The following is a 20,123-nucleotide window of genomic DNA, read 5'->3' as shown; positions in this document are numbered from 1 at the left end:
CTTTGGAGAAAACTATGAAAAAACTTTTATTCATTGTTCTTATTGCCACTTTTGCTTTGGGCGCATGTCGTGCGCTACACATTGGCCCAAAAGGAGAAGGGGAATATGTAGTGGCGGAATCTTTAGTCCCTTATGACGAAAACAATCTTTCCGCTATGAAGAAAGAAGGAGAATTGGCGGCTCAAAAAGCAGCTGTAGAAAAAGTGGCCGGCATTTTTATTTCCTCCACTTCCACTGTCGAACAAGCCCAATTGGTGGAAGAAAAAATTACTTCCAAAACAGCCGGTTTTATCCGTAGAGGCTATGTGCAAAAAGCCTATAGAAAAGCAGACCAATGGTACACTCGCATGCGGGTGATGGTCTTGGTTAAAGACGTAGGTGAAATTATTAAGCAATCTGAAGCCGAAGCCTTTGCCAAAAAAACAACCATTTTAGTCACCTCCCGGGAAGCGGTAGGAGAAGACCTCTCTTTAAAACAAGATTGTAAACAAGCCATTTACCGCGCCTTAAAAACCCAACCTTATGCTTTGGTAAATGGAGATAATTTGAGCCAAAACAACTTAGACAATCCCACCCCCCTTATTGATAAAGCTCGCCAAGATGGGGCACGCTTTATCATCATAGCAGACGTACAAACGGCGCCTTTGCAAGCCTTGCCGGGCATCACTTCTGCATTTAAGACTTATCGCGCCAGAGCCAATTTAAAGGTGGCTTCTACCAAAAATTATCAAGTGGTAGCCGAAGGAGCAGACCAAGTCAGCGGTTTGGACCCAATGGAAGAAATCGCCGCACAAAAATCCATTTCCGCCGCTTGTGAAGCGGCAGCCAAACAGTTGGTAGAACCCATTAATGCGGCCATCAATTCCGCCACCAAATTTAATGTAGTGGTACAAAATGTCAAAACCATTGAACGCTTGAAACAAATCCAAGATATTTTCAAAGAAATGCGCGAAATTGAGGACTATAACTTAACTCAATACACTAATTCCGATGCGCATTTTGAAATAGCAGCCAATGTTTCTTCCGGAGAAGAATTAACCGCTAAAATCATCAGAAATTATAATGTAAATTTTACGGTGATGGGCATTTCCCCGCAGAAAATCGTATTAAACTTTATTTAATATGTTAGCCAGCATCCAAACATGCGCCTTAAAAGGCATAGACGGATTTGAAGTGACGGCAGAGGTGGACATTTCTTCGGGAATGCCCACCTTCTCCGTGGTAGGATTGCCGGATGCGGAAGTAAAAGAAAGCAAAGACCGCGTAATTGCGGCTATCCGCAACAGTGGCTTTGATTTTCCTTTAAAAAGAATTACAGTTAATTTAAGCCCTGCTGAACTTCGTAAAAGCGGTACTCAGTTTGATTTAGCCATTGCCGTCGGTATTTTGGCAGCTTCGCAATCTTTATCAGAAAAAGCGGTAGAAAAGGCTAAACAACTGCTCTTTTTGGGGGAGTTGGCGCTGGACGGCTCTTTGCGCCCTTGCGCAGGGGTGCTGCCCATGCTTATATCTGCTAAAAATACGGGCAAAACCGTAGTAGTTCCCCCCGCCAATATTTTAGAAGCCCAAACTTCCACTGTTTCTTTTATCACACCGCGCACTCTGCGAGATTTGGCCGATTGGCTGGAAGAAAAAAAAGAGGACGAAAGCGTTAAAATATCTTTTATACCGCAACAAGAAGAAGCCTTTTGCTCTTCATTGGATTTTTGTGACGTTAAAGGCCAAGCCGTAGCCAAACGAGCCTTGGAAATAGCAGCTGCCGGCGGACATAATGTGCTGATGATCGGTTTACCCGGAACAGGGAAAAGTATGCTGGCCAAGAGATTTCCGGGCATTTTACCTCCTCTTTGTGAAGAAGAAATTTTAGAAATTACCAAAATTTATTCCGTTTGCAATTTAATCGGGAAAACAAAAAAATTAACCCAACGCCCTTTCAGAGATCCGCATCATACCATTTCCGACGTGGCCCTTATCGGCGGAGGAAGCAGCCCTAAACCCGGCGAAGTGTCATTGGCCCATAACGGCGTTTTGTTTTTAGACGAATTTGCAGAGTTTTCCCGCACCACATTAGAGGTGCTGCGCCAACCTCTGGAAAATGGAAGTGTCACTATTTCTCGCGCCAAAGAAACGGTCTCTTATCCGGCACGTTTTACACTGATAGCTGCCATGAACCCTTGCCCTTGCGGTAATTTGGGAAATCCATACAAGCCCTGCACTTGTTCACCGGTGCAAATCAACCGCTATCAATCCAAAATTTCTGGGCCTTTATTGGACCGTATTGATTTAACAGTTAATTTAAACCCCGTTCAATACGGAGATTGGAACAAACCCAGCGAAGGAGAAACCACCGCTCAAATTCGCTCTCGTGTAATAGTGGCCCGAAAAATACAACAGAAGCGGTTTCAAGGCACCTCTACCACCGCCAATGCTTTTATGACACAAAAGCAAATTAAAGAATTTTGCCCCTTGCCGGCAGGAGCGGACCGTATTTTGGAAACGGCAATGCGTAAATTTGGCCTTAGCGCACGCAGTTTGGATAAAGTGCTCAAAACCGCCCGCACCATTGCCGATTTGGAAGGAAAAGAAAATATAGAAAATCAACATTTAATTGAAGTTCTGCAATACAGACCCTTAGACAGAAAGGGGGTGCCTGACTTATGAGCATCTCCACGCAAGAGCGCTTAGCACGCATTCGTATAAATGCTTTTCTGTATTTTCGGGCCGATTGGTTAAAAAGACTCATTGATATTTTTGGCTCTGCTCAAGAAATTTTAAAACAAGATGCACATTCTTTGGCAGAACAAGCCCAAATGAACCCTTCCACCGCCGCTCACTTTCTTAAAGAAGCTTTTTCTATTAATCCGGAAGAAGAACTGGAAAAAACCGAAAAATACGGGGGACGGATTTTAGTACCGGAAGACGAAGAATATCCGCAAAGTTTGCGCGATTGTAAAGAAGCCCCCATTGCTTTATATGTTTTAGGGGATTTGCCTACTCATAAAGCCTATATCGGTATGGTGGGTACTCGTAAAATTACGGCTTACGGGCGCAGGGTAGCCAATACACTTTCTACAGATTTAACACAAGCCGGAGCCGTTGTCGTCAGCGGTTTGGCACGCGGAATAGACAGTGAATGTCACGCAGCCGCCGTTCGCCTTCAAAAACCGACGATTGCTGTCATCGGCACAGGCATTGGAAGATGCTATCCTGCGGAAAATAGAGACTTGGCTCGAGCTATTTTACAACATGGAGGAGCCCTTGTTTCAGAATTGCCTTTTAACAAACCTCCCCACGCTTTTCACTTTCCGCGCAGAAACCGTATTATTGCTGCTTTGTCAGAGTTGCTAGTCGTAGTAGAGGGTGAAGTAAAATCCGGCGCACTGATTACGGCTAAACTGGCTTTGGAAATGGGCAAAGATGTTTTGGCTGTACCCGGCCCGATAGATAGCCCGCAAAGTGCCGGTCCTAATAATCTGATAAAAGATGGGGCAGGTGTTGTCACCTCAGTAAAAGATATAATAGACTATATACCGAGCCCACAACTTTTTGATTTGCAGTTGTTGCAACAGAGCCAACAAGCCCAACCGGTAGATGATGCTTTGCCGCCTGAGCAACAAAAGATTATGCATTTCATCTCAACGGCGGAAGTATCCACCGACCAAATAGTAGAAGCGACGGGGCTTTCGGTACAAGAAGCGGCTGGGGCTTTGTTTGAGTTGGAAGTCAAAGGACTGCTCTGCTGCAAGGCAGGGCTGTACAGTAAAAGCAAATTTTAATTTTTAAAGTAGGGAAATGATATGGCAACAACAAACAATTTTAAAGGGAAAAAACTCGTTATTGTAGAGTCTCCCACCAAACAAAAAACGATTAGTAAAATTTTAGGATCAGATTTTTTGGTTCGAAGCTCCTTTGGGCACGTGAGGGATTTGCCTTCTCGCGATTTAGGGGTAGATATTGATAATCAGTTTAAACCCACCTATCAGCCTGTGGAAAGAGCCAAACGTTTAATCAAAGATTTGGAAGTCGTTGCTAAAAATGCTCCCGAAATTTACTTGGCCACTGACCCTGACCGCGAGGGCGAAGCCATCGCGTGGCACTTGGTAGAACTTTTAAAACTTCCCAAAGAAAGATACCATCGTATTTTCTTTCACGAAATTACCCCCGCCGCCATCAAAGAATCTTTTGATCATGCGCGTAAAATCGATGAAAATTTGGTCAATGCTCAGCAGGCTCGCCGTATCTTAGACCGCATTGTAGGCTACAAACTTTCACCGTTATTGTCACGCAAAATCACCTCCGGTCTTTCTGCCGGACGTGTACAGTCGGTGACGGTACGCCTGTTGGCGGAACGTGCCAAAGAAATTGCCGAATTTACCGAAAAACCTTATTGGAGCATGAAAGCGCAGTTTGAAAAACCTAATGCACAACCGCTTTTTTGGGCACGTTTGTTGAAATGGGAAGGCAAAAATGTAGAACAAACCACTACCTATCATCTTTTTGCGGAAGATTATAAGGTAAAAAATACCGTTTTTGATGCACCGGAAAAATTGGCTCCGGTTAATGCACTATTGAGGCAAGGACCCTGTACGGTAGAAAAAATCGAGAAAAAAGCGGTTAAACAAAAACCTAAACCGCCTTTTATCACCAGCTCCATGCAACAAGATGCTTACAACAAATTGGGTTTCCCTTCTCAAAAAACCATGATGACGGCTCAACACTTATACGAAGGTATTGAAATTGCCGGCCAAACCGTAGGTTTGATTACCTATATGAGAACGGACTCTTTTAACGTTTCTAAACTTTTGCAAGAACAAACCAAAAAATTTATTGCCGGGAAATATGGTGAAGACTTCGTGCCAAAAACGCCAAACATATATAAAAGTAAGGTTAAAGGCGCCCAAGAAGCCCACGAATCTATTCACCCTACTGACGTAAACCGCACACCGCAAAGCATGAAACCGTTTTTAACGGCAGATCAATACAAACTTTACGAACTGATTTGGTTGCGCTTTGTGGCCAGCCAAATGACTGAAGCGGTATTTAATACCGTCACGGTAGATATTGCCGCCGGCGAAAAGAAAGATTGTATTTTGCGTGCAGGAGGAAGAACCGTTAAATTTTCGGGATATTTATCCATTTACAAAGACGAAGACGAAACTGAAAATGAAAATGAAGAAACCGCTCTTTTACCCGAACTTGCACAGGGTGATCAGTTAACTCTTAAAGAAATCACCACCAAAGATCATAAAACCACTCCCCCTCCGTATTATAACGAGGCCAGTTTGATTAAGACTTTGGAAAAACACGGTATCGGCCGCCCTTCCACTTATGCACCGACCATTAAAAATATTTTGGACCGCAAATATATTGCGCGCCAACCCAAATCCAACAAATTGGTCGCTACCGAATTGGGCATTACCGTCACGGAAAGTTTAAAAGAATTTTTTAAAGAAATTATGGCTCTTTCCTATACAGCCGGCGTAGAGGAACAATTGGACGAAGTGGCCGAAGGCGGCCAAAAGTGGGTGGATCTTTTGGGTCAGTTTTATACCTCTTTTAAACAAGAATTAGACCAAGCAGATAAAAGTATGCTTCGCCCTGCCGCCAGAGAAACCGATGAAAAATGTCCTCTTTGCGGCAAAGCGATGCTTTTAAAAACCAGCCGTTTCGGGCAGTATTTATCTTGCTCGGACAGTACCTGTAAAGGAAAAATAAATTTAAATAAAGAGGGCGAAAAAGTGCAACCGCAAACTACCAACGAAGTGTGTGATAAATGCGGTGCCCCGATGGTTATACGCACAGGACGCAGAGGTAAGTTTATGGCCTGCTCTGCTTATCCTAACTGTAAAAATACTTATTCCATAGACGAAGAAGGAAATAAGGTGGCTTCCTCCGGTCCTATCGTCACGGAACACGTATGCGATAAATGCGGTAAAAAAATGGTCTTGCGCAACTCTAAGCGCGGTTATTTCTTGGGTTGTGGCGGATATCCGAAATGCAAAAATATCGTCACGATATCCAATGAGGAAATAGAAAAAATTAAGACCGCACATGAAAAACAAGCCGCTTAGTTGAGAGAAAACTATGAAGGACTTGGTGCAAGGATTTTTATTGCAATTAAAGAATAAAAATTATTCTGCCATGACTATCAAAAGTTATGGAGAAGATTTGCAGGAATGGGTTGATTTTTGCAACTTGCGCAACAAAACAAAACCGCAAGATTTTACACTCGGTTTTATTCGTTCTTTTTTAGCAGCTTTAACGCAAAAAGAACCCAGCAGAAATACAATTTTGCGCAAGATTGCCACTTTGCGCAGTTTTGCCGGTTATTTATTAGCGCAAGGGCAAATAGAGCAAAACCCGTTTAAACTTTTGCCGGCACCCAAACGGGAAAAACTTTTGCCTAAGTTTTTAACCGTTGAAGAAAGTGCCCGTTTAATAGATACCGCCGAAAATAAAGGACGCTATGCCTTGCGCAACAAAGCCCTGTTTGAGTTGATTTATTCCAGCGGACTGCGCAGAAGCGAAGTGACAAAATTAAAAATAGCGGATGTAGATTTTTTTAACGGTGTCGTAAAGGTATTGGGAAAAGGAAATAAAGAAAGATATGTTCCCGTCACGGACGAAGCCCTGCAGGCAATTAAAAATTATTTGGCTTGCAGACCCACACCTTTACCTACGGACCCTTTGTTTTTAAACAAAAATGGCACCGCTTTAACGGGAGACGGACTGGCCTATCTGTTTAAGCAATTGGCGATACAATCCCATATTGCAAGAAAAGTAAGTCCTCACAGTTTACGCCATTCATTTGCAACACATTTGCTTAATAATGGCTGTGATTTACGTAGTTTGCAAGAAATGTTGGGCCATAAGACACTGGCTGCCACGCAGGTATATACCCATGTGTCGTTGGACAAACTAAAAAGTGTGTATCAGCAAGCACACCCCAAAAATAAGGAGTTAAAACCATGATCGGTATTGGTGTAGATATTGGCGGTACTTTTGTAAAGTTGTATGTAATGAGCGAAAGCGGAAAAATTATCCGTAAAGAGAAAGTAGAAACCAATTATGAGAATGGGGCGGAGGCCTTTTTGCAGCAGATTGCTGGATTTATTAATCAAATTAAAGCAGAATTTTCCGATCATAAAATAGCTGTAGGTGTAGGCGCTCCCGGAGATGTAGATAATCAAGCCGGTGTTTTGCGCTATAACCCCAATTTGAAATTTAAAGATGTAGATGATTGGCCAATTGCCGATATTTTAGAAAAGTTAACGGGTATCCGCCCACACGTAGCCAACGATGCCACTATGGCCGCTTGGGGAGTATATGAAAGCACTTTGAACCGCCAAGCCAATAATGTTTTGGTAGTGACATTAGGCACCGGTGTTGGTGGTGGGCTGATTATCAATAAAGAACTTTATCAAGGCTCCAACGGCACTGCCGGTGAAGTGGGCCACACCAAAATAGCCAACACGCAAACCGGCCCTCAGTGCGGTTGTGGTGCGCGTGGTTGCTTAGAAGCGTTCGTAGGCACTATTGGCATTCGCCGCAGAGTAATGGAAAGTGTTTTGCAACATCCGCAGTCCATCTTGGCAAAAATGGTGGAAGAAGAAAAAAATTTCAAAATAGAGCTTGTATCTCGCGCCGCTGAGCGAGGATGCCCCTTAGCACTAAAAATATGGGAAGATACCGGCTTTTTCTTAGGCATAGGTATTTCTAATATTTGCTTAGTGTTAGATGTAGATACTGTTGTTTTGACCGGCGGAGTATCCGGTGCAGCCAAATATTTCTTGCCGGCTACAGAAAAAGTGCTGCATCATCAGCAAATTCAAACACCGTTTAAGAAATTAAAACTGATGGTTTCTCAGGACCCTAACATCGGTGGAGTCGGTGCAGCGATGTATGCCATTCACCAAGAGTTGAAGAAATAATGAAAAGACAATCACTTCTTTTTCTTTTACTTACTTTCACTTCTCTCTGTCTTTGGGCAGAGCAGAATGTGCTGCCCTCACCGCAAGCGGAGAAAGGGTTTGTTTTCTTTACCGCAGATGAGGCAACAGCGGACCCTGCAGCCAAAAAAATTAATTTAAAAGGAAATGTCACACTGGTTCAGCAAACCCAAGAAGGGGAAATTCGCACCGCCAAAGGGGAAGATATTACCTTTGACCAAGTAAACACCACTATTTCCTCCGTAGGGCCCATGACAGTGGAAGGGATGGGAGCTACCGTCAGCGGAAATAATGTTTCCGTTAATTACAAAACCAAAGACTTCTACGCAGAGGATATCCAAACAGAGTACCCCCCTCTGCGCGTAATTTCTGCCAAAGAAATTTCTATGAAAGACGGTACGGAGCGTTTAAAAGGGGCCGTATTGACCTGCTGTGGTAATCCGGAGCCGCACTATACCATCACTTTGGGCAATTTGAAGGTCTCTGCGGAAAAACGAGTTTTTGGTACCAATGCCGTATTTAAATTAGACGGTTTTCCCGTATTGTGGCTCCCTGTTTTTTGGCGTTCTTTAGACAGTCAAAAACCGTGGACCACGCATGTAGATTTTACTCAAAGTGGCAATACCGGTTTTGGTATTTTAACTTCCAATGTTTTTAGAGAAGTAGCCGGTTTCCGCCCGAAAGTAAATTTAGATTATTACACCAAATCCGGCGTAGGATTAGGGTTGGAATTAATGGCCGTAGAGAGCGAAACTTTACGCGGTACGGGTGAAGTATATTATATTAATGACCGCTCCAGCTCAGACGAAGAATATACCTTAGACGGGCACCCCTTCCAACTCCAAGATACCAAACGCTGGGGTATGCGTGGCGGATATTGGTGGGAAATGTACGACAGTTCTAATCATTTCAACAATGACAAAGGGGCTTTGTATCAATTTCAGACCCAGTTCCGCATGGTATCAGACCCATATTTTAACGATTCTTTCTTCCGCGGAAATCCTTATATTTTTACTCCGGATCAGGAAACCAATTTTTCTCTTTCCCGCCAAAGCCGCCGCTCCACCTTGCGTTTAAGTTATACGCAAATGGATATTTTTGATTGGCAACGCGGTGATTTTATTGCCAAAGAGCGAAATATGCCACAGCTTGATTATACATTACTTCCATTCAAAGACCCGTTGTTAGGCTTAACGCACCGCATGGAAGTGAATTTTAATAATACGTCTCATATGGAAGAAGAGTGGAAAAAACAAGGCTCGGCACGTTGGACCACCGAAAAATCTATTCGTTTAACAAAAGGGCTTACCTTTTTGCCCAGCGTTTTTTATGATCAGCATGTTTCTTTAGATGATGATGACTATAATGATAAAACCGCTTGGGTCGGGCGTGTGGGTACGGACTTAAACTTGCAGACTGATACGCCTATCGGCACATTAGATTTTGGTTATCAGTATACTAAACGCCTCTCTACCGGCACGTTAAAAACCGATACTTCCTCTTTAGATCGCGGGGAAGAAAGAAACCGCTTGTATTTGGAAAATTATTATCGCCCTACTTTTAATACCTATGTGCGCTTAGCTACCGGTTTTAGTTTGGCCAATCACGATATCCAAAATAACTCCTGGCAACACCTTAAACACCGTGTAGAGCCTATTTTATTGGAAGCAGGATACAACTCCCCCGATGGAAAAATAAACTTGTTTGCGCAGAATTTATATGATTTAATAGAAAAGAACCAAGCATTTATCGCGCAAACCAATTTTATTATCAAAGGACAGCATTTAGGCATCGGCTTAACAAACTACGATACTACCGAAAGCAGTGACTATGCACTGTATAAAAATATTTCCGATGCTTATACCTTTACCACTAATTTTGGCTTGCGTTTACCAAATGCCACTTGGTCTTTGGATTTAGGAACGGATTTTCAAATCCAAAGTGGATCTTTTGACTCTTTTAATAAGTTGATCCGCTTTACCAAACGGTTTCATGATGCTATCGGTGAGTTAACCGTACGGGACCGCAATGACAATTTGTCTTTTGCTTTCCGCATCTCTGTATTGTGTGGTAAAGACGGACGCAAAGAAGAAAAACAAAACGAGCAAGAGGCTTACTGGTATCCGTGGCGCAGTGAAAATGACCTGCGTGACATGTAAAATTTAAAGATTGTAGAAAGAGAGGATGATTTATGACCCCGAACCTAATGTTTAAAAAACAAGGCTGGATTGAAGTAATTTGCGGTTGTATGTTTTCCGGCAAAACCGAAGAACTTATTCGCCGCGTGCGTACCGCACTGATTGCAAAACAAAAGGTTCAACTGTTTAATTCCCGTTTGGATACGCGCTACGGAATTGGCAGTATTATCAGCCATAACCAAAATAAAGTGGATGCTTGCTGCGTTAAAAATTCAACCGAAATTTTACCGCTTGTAGAAAAAGACACCCAAGTAATTGCCATCGACGAAGTAAACTTTTTTGATAAAGGGATTGTGGAAGTATGCGAAAAGTTGGCCAATCAAGGCAAACGCGTCATCGTGGCCGGATTGGATACGGACTATCGAGCAGAACCCTTTGAAGTGACCGCCGCTTTGATGGCTAAAGCAGAATTTGTAATGAAAAACCATGCCGTTTGCACCAAATGCGGCAACCCTGCCACTTTTACCCAGCGCATGACCAAAGATACCAAGCGCATTGTAGTAGGAACGACCGATGCTTACCAAGCTCGTTGCCGTCGCTGCTACCGAAAACCAAAAGAGAGAAAAGCAAAATGAACCAAGAAAATACTTTAGCAACTCCTTGGACAGAAGAGGTCTTGCCGGAAGAAAGCCAGCAACTCGCTTCTATCCCTTATGCAGGATTTTTCCGCAGAGCCATAGCATTTCTGCTAGACGTCTTGTTCTCTGCTATTATTCCGGCTTTGATATGTTTCCCTATCATGTTATTTTTGGGCAATAAAGCCGCTCTTAGCGAACAAATGGGTCAAGATCCCAGTGGATATAGCCTTGCCATTCTTTCTACCTATTTGGCATGGAATATATTGGGTGCCATTTCCTTTTGGCTTTATTTTGCCCTTCAAGAAGGCGGCAAACATCAAGCAACCTTTGGTAAACGTTTGATGAAAATAAAAGTCATTAACGAAAAGGGGTTTTCTATCGGTTTTGCTCATGCCACCGGAAGAACGTTCTCAAAAACCTTGTCTTATTTTATTTTTACTTTGGGCTTTTTGATGGCTCCTTTTAGCAATCGAAAAAAAGCCTTACACGATTATATTGCACAAACTCATGTTGTAAAAGCCAGTTTTCAAACGGGGGACCCTCTGCCCGATACCCCCAACCGTTTGGGAATATTTTTCACCATTGTAGCGGTTTTGGCTTTCGTATTTGCAATATTTTCTTTAACGGTTCTTAGCAAAATGGCTAATCCTACTTTATTGAAAAGCCAAATTGCCCGTTCTGTTCTTCCTGTTTTGGCACAGGATCAGGAACCCTTAACAGAGCCTATTATCCAAAATGAAGTGACTTTCTTTCAAGATGAAGCGGGCTATTGGGCATTATTCCAAGATGAAGCAGCAGAAGCCTACGTTCTACATTTACCCAAACCGGACGGAGAGGTATGTTGTGAAATTTATCCCGGAGAGAATTGTCAAAATATATCCGTACCTGTTTGTGAGTAAATTTTAGCATTAACTAAAAACCCCCACCAAATCGGTGGGGGTTTTTTGCAAGTTCGTTTTAATCCATATAATAGCAAAAACTACCGCTTCTATTAATTTCCCCTCTAAAGAATTTTGGCAAAAAAAGTTAATGATTGTTTTCTTTGACAAGAAAAAACAACATGGCCGTATAGGTATTTCTTTTTAACCACTAAAAATTAATTGTTCATTTTTCAGATTTTCTTGATAAAAACAACACAGGAGAAAACGCTGTATTTTCTCCTGTGTATAAAAATATTTATTACTAAAGAGTTATTAAAAAGACCAATGCGGTGTAAAACTATCTCCCTTCAAATCGGCCACTAAATGCGGTGCACTTCCGTCAGAATCCATCACATATAGTTTGCGGCGGCCTCCGTCTCGCGTGCTGGTAAAGGCAATAAACCGCCCATCGGGAGACCATGTCGGGTCTTCATTAGATCCGGCATCAGTGGTCAAACGACGAAGTTGCGTACCCGTCAAGTCCACCAGAAAAATATCGAACGGATGGTATGGCGATTCACGACCTGCAAATACAATCCACTCTCCGGTAGGAGACCACTGCGGACTATCGGACCAGTTGAACGTTTTAGTCAACGGACGAGTTTGCCCGGTAGCCAACTCCATCACATAAATTTGAGGATTTCCGGCACGATTGGACACAAAAGTAATAAATTTACCATCCGGAGAATAAGACGGAGAACCATCTACCGAGTGACGATTGGTAATTTGTTTTTTCTCACCCGTTTCCAAATTATAAATATAAATGCTGGGGTTGGCTCCCTTAGAACTAGTAAAAACCAACGCTTTTCCATCCGGAGATACACCACCAATCAAAGACAACCCACCGCGAATAATAACAGGGGCGATTTTGCCGGCTTTCAAATCAATGGCAAAAATGTCCGGATTTTTATAACGATACGTCGTATAATAAATACGCCCGTCTTTGCTCCAACGCGGAAGCAAAGAAATACTGCGGTCATTGGTTAATTTTTTCAAATTTTGACCATCATAATCCACCACATAGATTTCTTTATGTTTGGTAGAGTTGTTGGCAAAAGCAATTTTGGTATCGGCAATACCGCGCCGACCCGTCAAAGTTTGGATAATTTGGTCTGAGGCGATATGCGCTAAACGACGCAAGCTGGATTCATTTCCTTTGAAGGCTTTGGCAAATACAGGCGATTGCGTGGCCACATCATATACATATAGCCGAATTGTATAATAGGGATCTTCATAGGAAATATTGCCACCAATCATATAGTTGGCTCTTTTTTGGGACCAACCTTTCAACGTGTCTTTTAAATTTTTCGAATCAAACACAGGCCCGTCTTCAGATACGTCAAAATAACGTCCGTACAAAATATCGGCACGTAGTACATCGTGTACCTTTTGGGCTGCATTTTGGGCCGTTTCCGGCGCAACAAAAGCAGGCATAGCAATCGTAGGGAGTTTTTTTCCTCCGGAAGACGTAATACCAATATAAACGTCCGTCTGCGCAGCCGCAAACAAAGCACCCGCGCCACACAAACCCAACAAGGCGGTCAGCACCAATTTAACAGTTTTTTTCATGATAATTTATTTCAATTTAGCCAGTTCTTCTTTGGCCAGACGGGCCTCCGGACTAGAGCCGAAGTCCTGCACGACGGAACTAAAATAGCGTTTTGCTTCTTCCGTCTTGCCTAATGGGATAATACTGCGCGCATATTTTAAACGCGCGGTAGGAATAATTTTACTTTCAGGAAATTTTTGTAGCACAGTGGCATACGCAATAGCCGCAGGCTTAGCTTGTTCTAGAGCAAAATAAGCATCCCCCATATAAATATAGGCTTGCTCAATATTTTCTCCTTCCGGATATTGATCAATGTAAAGTTTAAAACCCGTCACCGCTAAATCATAGGATTGTTTGTTTAAGTGATTTTTGGCTTCGTTAAAGATATCGGAAGGAAGCAAGACTTTTTGCTCAGCCGTACTTTCCGCACCGCTTTGGCCGGATTTTACGGCAACATTAATATCATCTAATTTGGCAGATAAATTAAAAATTTGCGCATCTAATTGGGAAAGATTCTCGTTAGACACTGATAAATTCTGATTAAGTTCTTCCATTTTGCTGGCAAGCTCTGCTTGGTTAACCTGCATAACAGCAATCGTTTCGCTTAATTCTTTCAGCTGCAATTTGAGCGTACCCATATCACGCTCGCTGGCGATGCAGCCGGACAACAAAAGGCCCAAACCGCCTAAACAAAAGATTTTTATATTTCTGTTCATAACAGTTCGGGCCCCTTTTTCAAAACAATTAGTTGGCCGTCAAGACGGTATCAGCGCGGCGGTTTTTAGCCCAGCAGGATTGCGTGGCTTCATAGCAAACCGGTTTTTCTTTACCGTAAGAAACGGTGCTGATTTTCTCGGCGGGGATACCCAAGCGAACGTAGTAAGCTTTTACTTCGTTGGCTCTTTTTTCACCCAAAGCAATGTTGTAAGCAATGGTGCCTCTGTCATCGCAGTTGCCTTCTACCACTACGCTGTAGTTGTCTCCCACAGCTTTGATGGCTTTAGCGTTGGCTTCTACAATTTTGCGAGCTTCGGCGGTCAAAGTGGATTTGTCCAGCGCGAAGTGCACCACACCCAAAGCTACTTGGGCAGGAATAGCTTCCGTCACCGTGGTTTCTTCTAACACCATTTCAGTGGTGGTATCAGCCGGCAAGGTGGCATCGGCATTGGCATCGTCTTTGACGTTTTTGCTACAGGCGGTTAAGCCGGCGGCCAAAGCGAGCACAAAGGTCAGTTTCAACAAGTTCTTCATTTGTGTGTCTCCATTGTTGCATTTATAGATTTATTTCTACACATAAATAATAGCAGACTTTTAGGTTTTGGGTCAACCGCTCTTTATCGGCGACAAATCCCCCCTTTTCTTTTTCCCCATTTATTTATGTGTCTAATTATTCTATATCATATCGTTTCATTTTTTGACAGTTCTTTTTTAGATTAGAAAAACAAAGCACAAGAGGTTATCTTGTGCTTTGTGAAATTGATGAAAAACTCACTTTTACTTACTCAACAGTTCCACCAAAATTTCATTCATTCTCTTAGGGTTGGCTTTGCCTTTGCTCTTACGCATTACAGCACCCACCAACGCACCCACTGCGGCGCGGTTTCCTTTTTTAAAATCAGCCACTGCTTTGGGGGATTCATTGATGGCTTCTTGCGCCCAAGCAAAAAGCTGCCCTTCATCACTCACCTGAGAAAGACCCAATTTTTCCACCAATACGGAGGCTTTTTCCTTTGTTTTATACATTTGTTCAAAGACGGTTTTGGCTTGGTTCCTGGAAATTTTTCCACTTTCCACTAATCCAATCAACTCAGCCAAATTTTCCGCTGCTACAGGACTTTGAGCAATATCTTTTTTATCGGCATTTAAAAGCCCCATCAAGTCAGTAGTAATCCAATTGGCGGCGGCTTTTGCCGGAACACCGGCTTGCAGTACCGATTCAAAATATTCTGAAATAGAACGGCTAATAGTTAATACGCCTGCATCGTAAGCAGATAATCCTAACCCGACAAATTTGGCCTCTTTGGAGGCGGGCAACTCAGGCATTTCCGCACGCAACGTTTCCAAGCGTTCTTTCGGCAGGATCAAAGCAGGCAGGTCCGGTTCCGGAAAATAACGATAGTCTAATGCATCTTCTTTAGAACGCATAGGTTTGGTAATATTATTTTCCTTATCCCATAGCAACGTCTGTTGCACCACTTTTTCACCTTTATTCAATACTTCTGTTTGGCGATTGATTTCAAAGTTAATCGCATCGCGAACTGCTTTAAAGGAATTTAAGTTTTTGATTTCGGTACGAGTGCCGAAAGTCTCTTGCCCTACAGGACGCAAAGAAACGTTTACATCTACGCGCAGTTCGCCTTTTTCCATATCACAGTTAGAAGCATCCACCCACTGCATCAAACGTTTAATCTCCGTCAAATAAGCATAAGCTTCATCGGCTGAGCGCAAATCCGGCATGGATACAATTTCCAACAACGGACAACCGGAACGATTGTAATCTACCAAAGAATAGTCGGCACAGTGAGAAGATTTGGCAGCGTCTTCTTCCAAATGGGCATGATGGATGCCAATTTTCTTTTTCTGCAAATTTTCTTTAGGACCGAAGGTAATTTCTATTTCTCCCCGTCCGTTGATGGGGTGAAGATTTTGGGTAATTTGATATCCTTTGGGCAAATCCGGATAAAAATAATGCTTGCGCTCAAAAGAAGAAATTTCATTGATTTGGCAACTCAAGGCCAAACCTGCCCTCACCCCCAAACGCACCGCTCCTAAATTGATAACGGGCAAAGTGCCGGGCTGACCGCTGCAGCGGGGGCAAATTTCACTATTCGGGCCGGAACTTTCGTCCATGCCGTTGGGACAAGAACAAAACATTTTAGTTTTGCTTGCCAGTTGTACGTGTATTTCAAGTCCGATAACGGGTTCAAATTGTGTAGTCACTTGGCTTTATCTCCTAAAATACTATAATATCAAATATGTTATCTATTTTTAAGACTACTTCTTACAAAGCGGGTGCTGCCTTAGCGGTGGTAGCTACGGGTTTTTGGAAATTGGCTTCTCTGGCCAGCAGTATTTTGGTGGCCCTTTATTTCGGGGCCAGCGCGGATACGGACGTTTATTTTTATCTTCTCATGCTAATCGGTTTCGGGATTACGTTCATGCTTAAATTGAACGGAAGTGTTTTGATTCCGGAGGCTATGTTCTTGGCAGAAGAAAACGAACAAACAAGCCGCCGCTTTTTAACCATGATTTTTTATTTTTATGTACTTTTGGCGCTGGGATTGTGCGTGCTGGGATTATTATTTCCGGTGGGATTGGTGGGGGCTTTTTCTCGGTTTGATCCGGCTTTACTGAAGTCCGAACAGTTTTTAATCTGTGCTGCTTTTTTCCTCTTTGCCACTCACATGATTTACTATTACTTGTTGGCCGTTGCCGAAATGCATAAATTTTTTGCCACATCTTTATTGGGCCCTCTAAATGCTATTTTTCCGCTTATCAGTCTATTATTGTTGGGAAAAACGGTTGGTATTATTTGTATGATTTATGGCTTTTTGGCGGCAAATATTCTTCAGATCGGGTTGCTGATGTGGTTGATGCACAAACATTTGCATTGGGATTTTACGCCCCGTCCCTGCTCCATTCATCCGCGCGCTCAAAAAAACATGATCACCGGACAAACATTAGCCATTATAGACATCATAAACAATCTTTTACCGGTTTTCTTAATCAGCGGTATGGGGTATGGGATTGTAAGCGCTTTAAGCTACTGCAAGCAACTCAGCGATTCCCCGACAGAAATTATCACTATCCGCGTAGCCAATGTATCTAAAATAGAACTAACGGAAAATGCCTCTAAAGGGCAAGTAAATGTGTTTAATAAAAACTTTTTATCCACTAATCATCTCTTGCTGTTTTTACTGACCCCTGTAGCTGTATTTAGTTCTTACTTTGCATTGGATATTGTAGGTCTTTTCTTTGAAAGGGGCGCTTTTAACCTTCAAGATGCGCAAAATACCGTTCGCTTTTTGCGGCCCATGATTTTTATGCTTATTTTATTAGTGCCGGCTTATTTGCAAAACAACACGATTGCCGCTTGGTTAAAAATGAAAGAAAGTTTCCCTTATGCAATTGTATCCTCATTAGCTTTAACGGGAGCCGTTTGGTTTTTACTTCCGAAATGGGGGGCCTTCAGTTATCCTTATATTTTATTGGCAAGCACCATATTTGGTTTTTTGCTTAATTATTTCTTGTTTCGCAAACACTTTCCATTTGTAAATTATTTCCGCTCTTTCTGGGAGTTGCTAAGATTGCTCGCCATTAATATTATTTCGCTCGTACCGGCGGCAATTCTGCGGATTTTATTGCCGGAGATGAATTATTTTTGGACTTTACTTTTCTGCGGTTCTTTATACATGACTGTCTTGCTTTTAATTTCTTACAAGAGTAGAGATTTGGAACTTTTCCTTAAATCTACGGAAATTTCCAAAATTGCGAAAAATCTATTTTAAAACATCTTTCACAAATTGAAAAACATGGGAAGAGGTAAGGGCTTTCATATTAAGGCAGGTTTCATGTCCTAGTACACACTGGGTATGCCATTGAGGACCAAACAACCACATGCAACTTTGGCAGGCATTTTCTTTTACATTTATATTTTTAGAGATTTGAAAGTACGGTTTATCCGTAGGGCCAAACAAAACCAGACACTTATTTTGTAAATAACGAGATAACTGCACCAACCCGCTTTCTCCGTCTATATGCAGGGAAGAACTGTTTAACAAAGATGGCAAATCCGCCAAAGCCGTTTTCCCCACCAGGCAAATATCTGCAAAATCAAATTTAGGGCTGTTTTTCCCCCCTAATTGTACCAATAGAAAATCCGGATAAGCGGCTTTAATAAGACGGGCCAAATCTCTCCAATTTTCAATACTCCAACATTTTAGTGCGCGTGCACCGTTTAACTGAAAACCAGCATCAATCCCATCATGAAGTGTAATGTATTTTTTTCCCGACAGGTTGTATTTTTTAAGGATTTCTTGATGAATAAGTCCGGCAGGTAAAGCAGGTGTGGCCTCCACATCAAAATCCAAACCGCTCAAATAACTGTGCAAATCCAATCGTTTTAGCCCTTGATTCCACATCCATTGTCCTAACAAATCTTCCAACAAATAACTATCTTTTAAAAAGAAAGAAAAATCCTTTTGGCGTTGTTGGATTTTTTCCAATATCGGCAAAAAATCCGGAGCCAAAACTTCCACTCGTTTCTGTTTGATATGGACCAGTTGGAAACTTTGACACAACTCAAAGGCAATATCATATTTATACCACAAAGGTTCACCTGAGGGTAAAAATATATTTTTTTCATCTTGCACAAATACAGCCGAACAAGCCTGTGCGGAATCGGCATGATAATAAAATACTGCGTGCGGTAATTGCTGACGCATCGCCAACACCGCCAAACGTGCCGCTGCCACATCGCCTACGCCACCGCGCAAATGCCAAAAAACGTGTAAGCGATTATCTTGCACCGGTCCTTTGGTAAACAAAGATAAGAACTGACGGCGATACTGCCACCAAATTTTATTACGTAATCGACGATATATATATGCCCAACGAACCACGCGGCAATCTCTACCATACATTTCTACGGCAGATTGCATTCTGAGTAAAGAAAGCCGCGTTTGCTCGCTGTGATAGTGCATAATTAATCTTGTTCAAAAAAGGCCATAAAGGCTTCAAACGGATACCGCTCTTTCAAACGGGAAGCCTCCACTGCCAGAGAAACCCTTTTTCCCCAATCAATCATCAAAAGATCTAAAGCAGCGGCCATTTCGTCTTCTTTTGCCTGCACCAACAAACCGTTTCTTGCATCTTTTATCAAGACATCCGCCCCTGCAACTTGGGTAGAAATAACCGGCAATTTGCTGGCCATCGCATCTAAAAGTTCGTTCACATCTTCCGCTTCGCGAGCCGGATTTACATAAATATCGGCACTGCGCATAAGACTATACAAGTCACTTCCGGCGGCAATAATTTCCGTACCGGCAGAGAGATTATTTTTTTCAATAAATTTTTTGAGAGAGGTTTTGCTCGGGCCGTCGCCGACAATTGTTAAATGCCAAGAGGGGTGCCCCACCGATAAACGCGCCCAGGCTTTTATCAACACATCAAAACCGCCCGTTTTGGTCAATTTACCGGAAGCCAAGATGTTGTTTTCTTTCTTAAAACAGGACGGTCTGCTATGATTTAAGTGTTCCACCCAAACGGCAGGATTGATGACACGTACGGCATTGGAACCGTAGATTTTTTTATCCAACGGTTTTTCCGTTTGTGCTAACACAACCACCTTTTTGGCTTTCTTCAAAATAGTTTTTTTATTCTTTACGGCTTTTTCTTCTTTAAAGTTTTCCGGCTCACAATATACAAAAGGCACTTTGTTTAATATAGCCGCTTCGCAAATAGGTAAAGCAGCTATTGAAAGCACTTTTTCCGTTTCTTCTTTTTTCAGCATTTCCGCCATTTTTTTAGTGGTGGCGGTAGGGGCAAATTCAATTGTTTTCAGCCCTGTATAATCAGGCAATTTCCCCTTAGGACCGGCCAAAATCACGTCGTTTCCGTTCCAAGCCAAATTTTGGGCCAAACGAACCCCTAACCGAAGTCCCGAAAAAGTTTTATGATGTCCAACATATACCACATACTTCATAATCGTCTCCCTGCTGTTTGATGCTATTGAAAATTATTTATATAAATTGTAGCAAAGAATTTATATATAAAAAAACCGCCCCCTGGCGGGCGGTTATAAAATCTATTGCGGGGACTGGATTTGAACCAGTGATCTCAAGGTTATGGGCCTTGCGAGATACCAGGCTTCTCTACCCCGCACTTTATTATAGCAAATAGTGTGCAAGTGTTGCAAATTTTAGTTTTCC

Annotated in this window: 16 protein-coding genes and 1 tRNA gene; 10 read left to right on the top strand and 7 right to left on the bottom strand. The window is 42.4% G+C overall.

The window, feature by feature from the left end:
- Nucleotides 1–14: 14 nt before the first annotated feature.
- Genes IKL48_05285 through IKL48_05245 form a run of 9 tightly spaced genes read left to right on the top strand, consistent with a single transcriptional unit; the run spans nucleotide 15 to nucleotide 11,624 of the window.
- A complete protein-coding gene (locus IKL48_05285) occupies nucleotides 15–1,121 on the top strand; it encodes a hypothetical protein (protein ID MBR3604064.1) in 1,107 nt (368 codons plus the stop codon).
- A 1-nt stretch (nucleotide 1,122) separates the two neighbouring features.
- The gene (locus IKL48_05280; GenBank protein ID MBR3604063.1) at nucleotides 1,123–2,661 is read left to right on the top strand and encodes a YifB family Mg chelatase-like AAA ATPase; all 1,539 of its coding nucleotides are present in this window, start codon (nucleotides 1,123–1,125) and stop codon (nucleotides 2,659–2,661) included.
- Nucleotides 2,658–3,776 carry a DNA-processing protein DprA gene (gene dprA / locus IKL48_05275; GenBank protein MBR3604062.1) on the top strand — a complete coding sequence of 373 codons (1,119 nt, stop codon included), beginning with the start codon at nucleotides 2,658–2,660 and terminating at the stop codon, nucleotides 3,774–3,776. Before IKL48_05280 ends, dprA begins: the two co-directional genes overlap by 4 nt.
- A 21-nt stretch (nucleotides 3,777–3,797) precedes the next feature.
- The gene (topA, locus tag IKL48_05270) at nucleotides 3,798–6,071 is read left to right on the top strand and encodes a type I DNA topoisomerase (GenBank protein MBR3604061.1); all 2,274 of its coding nucleotides are present in this window, start codon (nucleotides 3,798–3,800) and stop codon (nucleotides 6,069–6,071) included.
- Between the two features lie 13 nt (nucleotides 6,072–6,084).
- Nucleotides 6,085–6,972: a tyrosine-type recombinase/integrase gene (locus tag IKL48_05265; GenBank protein MBR3604060.1), complete on the top strand. Its 888-nt coding sequence runs from the start codon at nucleotides 6,085–6,087 to the stop codon at nucleotides 6,970–6,972.
- The gene (locus IKL48_05260) at nucleotides 6,969–7,931 is read left to right on the top strand and encodes an ROK family protein (protein MBR3604059.1); all 963 of its coding nucleotides are present in this window, start codon (nucleotides 6,969–6,971) and stop codon (nucleotides 7,929–7,931) included. The genes IKL48_05265 and IKL48_05260 overlap by 4 nt, the downstream gene beginning before the upstream one ends.
- Nucleotides 7,931–10,108, top strand: coding sequence for an LPS export ABC transporter periplasmic protein LptC (gene lptC / locus IKL48_05255; protein ID MBR3604058.1), 2,178 nt, complete (start codon nucleotides 7,931–7,933; stop codon nucleotides 10,106–10,108). The genes IKL48_05260 and lptC overlap by 1 nt, the downstream gene beginning before the upstream one ends.
- 47 nt (nucleotides 10,109–10,155) lie before the next feature.
- Nucleotides 10,156–10,722: a thymidine kinase gene (locus IKL48_05250; GenBank protein ID MBR3604057.1), complete on the top strand. Its 567-nt coding sequence runs from the start codon at nucleotides 10,156–10,158 to the stop codon at nucleotides 10,720–10,722.
- Nucleotides 10,719–11,624 carry an RDD family protein gene (locus tag IKL48_05245; GenBank protein MBR3604056.1) on the top strand — a complete coding sequence of 302 codons (906 nt, stop codon included), beginning with the start codon at nucleotides 10,719–10,721 and terminating at the stop codon, nucleotides 11,622–11,624. Before IKL48_05250 ends, IKL48_05245 begins: the two co-directional genes overlap by 4 nt.
- Before the next feature lie 294 nt (nucleotides 11,625–11,918).
- Here the strand turns inward: IKL48_05245 and IKL48_05240 are convergent, their stop codons facing one another.
- The 4 genes from IKL48_05240 to gatB form a co-directional block, all read right to left on the bottom strand.
- Nucleotides 11,919–13,214, bottom strand: coding sequence for a PD40 domain-containing protein (locus IKL48_05240; protein MBR3604055.1), 1,296 nt, complete (start codon nucleotides 13,212–13,214; stop codon nucleotides 11,919–11,921).
- 6 nt (nucleotides 13,215–13,220) lie between these two features.
- Nucleotides 13,221–13,910: a tetratricopeptide repeat protein gene (locus tag IKL48_05235; protein ID MBR3604054.1), complete on the bottom strand. Its 690-nt coding sequence runs from the start codon at nucleotides 13,908–13,910 to the stop codon at nucleotides 13,221–13,223.
- A gap of 28 nt (nucleotides 13,911–13,938) precedes the next feature.
- On the bottom strand, nucleotides 13,939–14,445 hold the full coding sequence (locus IKL48_05230; protein ID MBR3604053.1) for an OmpA family protein: 507 nt from the start codon (nucleotides 14,443–14,445) through the stop codon (nucleotides 13,939–13,941).
- Between the two features lie 243 nt (nucleotides 14,446–14,688).
- On the bottom strand, nucleotides 14,689–16,134 hold the full coding sequence (gatB, locus tag IKL48_05225; GenBank protein ID MBR3604052.1) for an Asp-tRNA(Asn)/Glu-tRNA(Gln) amidotransferase subunit GatB: 1,446 nt from the start codon (nucleotides 16,132–16,134) through the stop codon (nucleotides 14,689–14,691).
- 35 nt (nucleotides 16,135–16,169) lie between these two features.
- Between gatB and IKL48_05220 the strand changes: the two genes are divergently transcribed.
- Nucleotides 16,170–17,702 carry a hypothetical protein gene (locus IKL48_05220; protein MBR3604051.1) on the top strand — a complete coding sequence of 511 codons (1,533 nt, stop codon included), beginning with the start codon at nucleotides 16,170–16,172 and terminating at the stop codon, nucleotides 17,700–17,702.
- Here IKL48_05220 and IKL48_05215 read toward each other — a convergent pair.
- The 3 genes from IKL48_05215 to IKL48_05205 all read right to left on the bottom strand — a co-directional run bounded on the left by IKL48_05215 (nucleotide 17,694) and on the right by IKL48_05205 (nucleotide 20,076).
- Nucleotides 17,694–18,896, bottom strand: coding sequence for a hypothetical protein (locus tag IKL48_05215; GenBank protein MBR3604050.1), 1,203 nt, complete (start codon nucleotides 18,894–18,896; stop codon nucleotides 17,694–17,696). The genes IKL48_05220 and IKL48_05215 overlap by 9 nt on opposite strands.
- 2 nt (nucleotides 18,897–18,898) lie before the next feature.
- Nucleotides 18,899–19,897 (bottom strand): glycosyltransferase, encoded by a 999-nt coding sequence (locus tag IKL48_05210; GenBank protein MBR3604049.1) that lies wholly within the window; start codon nucleotides 19,895–19,897, stop codon nucleotides 18,899–18,901.
- 105 nt (nucleotides 19,898–20,002) lie between these two features.
- Nucleotides 20,003–20,076, bottom strand: a tRNA-Met gene (locus tag IKL48_05205).
- Between the last annotated feature and the right edge of the window lie 47 nt (nucleotides 20,077–20,123).

Source organism: Elusimicrobiaceae bacterium (genome assembly GCA_017520185.1).
In the GTDB taxonomy this organism is placed as follows: Bacteria; Elusimicrobiota; Elusimicrobia; order Elusimicrobiales; family Elusimicrobiaceae; genus Avelusimicrobium.
The sequence above is the reverse complement of the archived record's forward strand: the minus strand, read 5'-3'. Positions and strand labels throughout refer to the sequence as shown.

What these genes read in the sequence shown, in the direction of transcription:
- IKL48_05260 (MBR3604059.1), top strand. Translation starts at nt 6,969, where the DNA reads ATGATCGGTATTGGTGTAGATATTGGCGGTACTTTTGTAAAGTTGTAT.
- IKL48_05230 (MBR3604053.1), bottom strand. Translation starts at nt 14,445, where the DNA reads ATGAAGAACTTGTTGAAACTGACCTTTGTGCTCGCTTTGGCCGCCGGC.
- IKL48_05215 (MBR3604050.1), bottom strand. Translation starts at nt 18,896, where the DNA reads ATGCACTATCACAGCGAGCAAACGCGGCTTTCTTTACTCAGAATGCAA.
- topA (MBR3604061.1), top strand. Translation starts at nt 3,798, where the DNA reads ATGGCAACAACAAACAATTTTAAAGGGAAAAAACTCGTTATTGTAGAG.
- IKL48_05235 (MBR3604054.1), bottom strand. Translation starts at nt 13,910, where the DNA reads ATGAACAGAAATATAAAAATCTTTTGTTTAGGCGGTTTGGGCCTTTTG.
- IKL48_05250 (MBR3604057.1), top strand. Translation starts at nt 10,156, where the DNA reads ATGTTTAAAAAACAAGGCTGGATTGAAGTAATTTGCGGTTGTATGTTT.
- IKL48_05240 (MBR3604055.1), bottom strand. Translation starts at nt 13,214, where the DNA reads ATGAAAAAAACTGTTAAATTGGTGCTGACCGCCTTGTTGGGTTTGTGT.
- lptC (MBR3604058.1), top strand. Translation starts at nt 7,931, where the DNA reads ATGAAAAGACAATCACTTCTTTTTCTTTTACTTACTTTCACTTCTCTC.
- IKL48_05280 (MBR3604063.1), top strand. Translation starts at nt 1,123, where the DNA reads ATGTTAGCCAGCATCCAAACATGCGCCTTAAAAGGCATAGACGGATTT.
- IKL48_05265 (MBR3604060.1), top strand. Translation starts at nt 6,085, where the DNA reads ATGAAGGACTTGGTGCAAGGATTTTTATTGCAATTAAAGAATAAAAAT.
- IKL48_05220 (MBR3604051.1), top strand. Translation starts at nt 16,170, where the DNA reads ATGTTATCTATTTTTAAGACTACTTCTTACAAAGCGGGTGCTGCCTTA.
- IKL48_05285 (MBR3604064.1), top strand. Translation starts at nt 15, where the DNA reads ATGAAAAAACTTTTATTCATTGTTCTTATTGCCACTTTTGCTTTGGGC.
- IKL48_05210 (MBR3604049.1), bottom strand. Translation starts at nt 19,897, where the DNA reads ATGAAGTATGTGGTATATGTTGGACATCATAAAACTTTTTCGGGACTT.
- dprA (MBR3604062.1), top strand. Translation starts at nt 2,658, where the DNA reads ATGAGCATCTCCACGCAAGAGCGCTTAGCACGCATTCGTATAAATGCT.
- IKL48_05245 (MBR3604056.1), top strand. Translation starts at nt 10,719, where the DNA reads ATGAACCAAGAAAATACTTTAGCAACTCCTTGGACAGAAGAGGTCTTG.